The sequence below is a fragment of the Clostridium prolinivorans genome (assembly GCF_004011155.1).
Classification (GTDB): domain Bacteria; phylum Bacillota; class Clostridia; order Clostridiales; family Clostridiaceae; genus Clostridium_AT; species Clostridium_AT prolinivorans.
The window spans coordinates 1-2,701 of record NZ_RJWG01000035.1; the positions used below are offsets into that span (position 1 = coordinate 1).

Annotated in this window: 3 protein-coding genes; all 3 read right to left on the reverse strand. The window is 30.5% G+C overall.

Going from position 1 to position 2,701, the window contains the following annotated elements:
- Positions 1 to 190: 190 nt before the first annotated feature.
- Complete coding sequence (locus EGD97_RS12135) at positions 191 to 385, reverse strand: DUF4177 domain-containing protein (protein WP_119864200.1); 195 nt, start codon at positions 383 to 385, stop codon at positions 191 to 193.
- A 306-nt stretch (positions 386 to 691) separates the two neighbouring features.
- Positions 692 to 1,435, reverse strand: a complete 744-nt coding sequence (locus tag EGD97_RS12140; protein ID WP_127837551.1) for an ABC transporter permease — start codon at positions 1,433 to 1,435, stop codon at positions 692 to 694.
- Positions 1,435 to 2,307: an ABC transporter ATP-binding protein gene (locus EGD97_RS12145; RefSeq protein ID WP_228202037.1), complete on the reverse strand. Its 873-nt coding sequence runs from the start codon at positions 2,305 to 2,307 to the stop codon at positions 1,435 to 1,437. The genes EGD97_RS12140 and EGD97_RS12145 overlap by 1 nt, the downstream gene beginning before the upstream one ends.
- Positions 2,308 to 2,701 lie beyond the last annotated feature (394 nt).

The following is a 2,701-nucleotide window of genomic DNA, read 5'->3' on the forward strand; positions in this document are numbered from 1 at the left end:
CACTTCCTTGTGCATAAAGTTTATACTCATCAGTTGATTTGGAAACAGCTTCTTTTTGCGTTTCTAAATTATTATTCTCCATAACAGATATCCTCATATTTTTGATATCTGTCATTTTAACTAATATATTCCTAGCTTACTAACCATCAATTTTTTACACTTATCCTCAATCCATATATTACAGTTAAGCTTATATTTTTTCTTTCTCGAAAATTAATTCATAATATGCAGCAAATGGTCCAGCAGAAACTACTGGTGCAAATATTTGGACTAATCTCCAACCCTCTATTGCATTTTCCTCAATAATCTTATGATAATCTTCAACTGGACTCTTTGGCGGGAGAATACCCTTTAAATCAATTTTTACAAATTTATACTCATACATAAAGTACACCTCCTATTACCTCTCCAATATATTTAAAATTAACCATTAATCTCAAAATACTTAACAAACGAGGAGCAGTTTTACCAAATTTCCCTTCTTATTCCGCTGAAAAACTCGAATAATACTATTTACGTTCATTCACATAAATCTTTAACTCGAAAATCAAATACTTTAGCTTTTGTAATAAGAAGTTAAGAGTAAAGATATATTTTTCATGAAATCTAGTTAATTATTAAAGATTCATCTCCCTATTTTTCAGCTTTTGTAGATTAATGAAATTATGATTCCAGTATAATTTAATATATTTTAGTCCCATCTAAAAAACTTAATTGATAATATGCTACAGATTATAGTGACAGCAATTAATATCATAATATCACTACCATAATCACTCAAGCTTTTTCCCTGCCACGCTCCCTTCAACACTTTTATTGAATGAGTTAAAGGTAAAAATTTAGATATATTTTTTATACTATTTGGCATAGTCTCTAATGGAATTGTGGCTCCTGTTAAGAATAACATTGGAAAATATACAAGATTTGCAACTGCATTTGCAGCCTTTGTCCCATTAACAACGCTCGCAATTAAAAAGCCAATTGAGAAAATACAAAATATCGATAACAATACAACAAGAACTACAGCTATAACATCCCCATTAAATTTTAAATCATACTTTAACTTGGCAATTAGTATTAGTATTGCTACACCAATGACTGTCATAAACAAGTTAACAATAATTTGAGAAATTAAAATATGGAAAGGACTCATCGGTGTAGCCTTAAATCTTTTTAATATTTTCTTTTCTCTGTAACTAGATAAAGCTAATGGTAATGACATAATACCTGTAACTGTAATTATCATTCCTATATAAGCCGGTACTGATGCATCAATTGTTCCTTGTCCATTAAAAAGCGAGCTTGGTTTGTTACCATATATCTCACCAAATAGTATTAAGAACAGCGCTGGAAAGGCTAAAACAAAAAACATATTAAGAAAATTTCGTGTGAAACATTTAAATTCTGTTCCTATTATTTCAATAAATGCCCTCATTATTGTTCCTCCAAACTTTCCAATATCTCTCCGGTATATTTAAAGAATACATCCTCTAAACTTGGTTTATTAACCTCTACATTCATAATCATATAGTTGTTATCTATTATATATCTATTTAACTCTGATAAGAAAGTATCTGCTTCACAGCTTATTGTGAAATGATTATCTCTCTCAACTATTTCTTTTACAGTTTTAAACTTCATTAACACTTCATTCTTTATGTTATGGCTGCATCTAAAGCTAACTTTATCCAACAAACCATGATTATTTTTTAGATTTTCTACACTATCTAATGCTACTATTTGTCCTTGCTTCATTATAGCCACTCTGTCACATAAATACTCCGCCTCTTCCATGAAATGGGTGGTTAAGTATACCGTTATTCCTTTCTTTTTTAATCTTAATACAGTTTCCCACATATCTCGTCTGGATTTTGGATCCAAACCAGTAGTAAGTTCATCTAAAAAAACTATTTTGGGTTTTGATATTAATGCTAAAATAATTGATAACTTCTGCCTTTGTCCCCCCGATAACTTACCAACGTAGCTATCTAATTTTTCATATAGGTTAAATTCCTTTGCTAAGTCATCAATACTTTCCTTTGTGTCATAGAAACTGGCAAAAAGCTTGCATATTTCCTTTACTTTAAGCCTGTCCTGATACGAAGTTTCCTGAAGCTGTACTCCTATTAACTTATGTAGTTCTTTTCTTCCTTTCATAGGGTTGATACCCAGTACTCTTATTTCTCCACTATAGTTATTTCTCAATCCTTCAATACATTCTATAGTTGTGGTTTTCCCTGCTCCATTTGCACCAATCATCCCGAATATTTCACCTTCGTTAACAGTGAAACTAACATTCTTCACCACATTTTTTTCTCTGTATTTAACGCTTAAATTCTTAACTTCGATTACCATTTTACACCTCCAACGCTTAATTTCTTAAGTAGAATATTACATAAAATTGATGACATAGTAAAGCTGGTATAAAACTATTTGTAGCTAATATTAGCACACATCCTACTACCGATATGCACATCGAACCCACAGACATCGATATTGTTTGATAAACAGTTTGAGTGTTTAGTGATTGTTGTATTACAAACAAAATTGAAACTAAAGCAATACCTATAGCAGGATTCACAAATTTGAACTCAGTAAGTATTATAATGAATACGCACCCTCTAAAATAAAGTTTGGATTGTCAACACTTTTTTGTACAATTTTTATTCGGTCATTTTTTATAATCTATATTCTACAGGGG

Coding starts and splice junctions, on each gene's coding strand:
- EGD97_RS12135 (WP_119864200.1), bottom strand. CDS start 385: ATGTATGAGTATAAATTTGTAAAAATTGATTTAAAGGGTATTCTCCCG.
- EGD97_RS12140 (WP_127837551.1), bottom strand. CDS start 1,435: ATGAGGGCATTTATTGAAATAATAGGAACAGAATTTAAATGTTTCACA.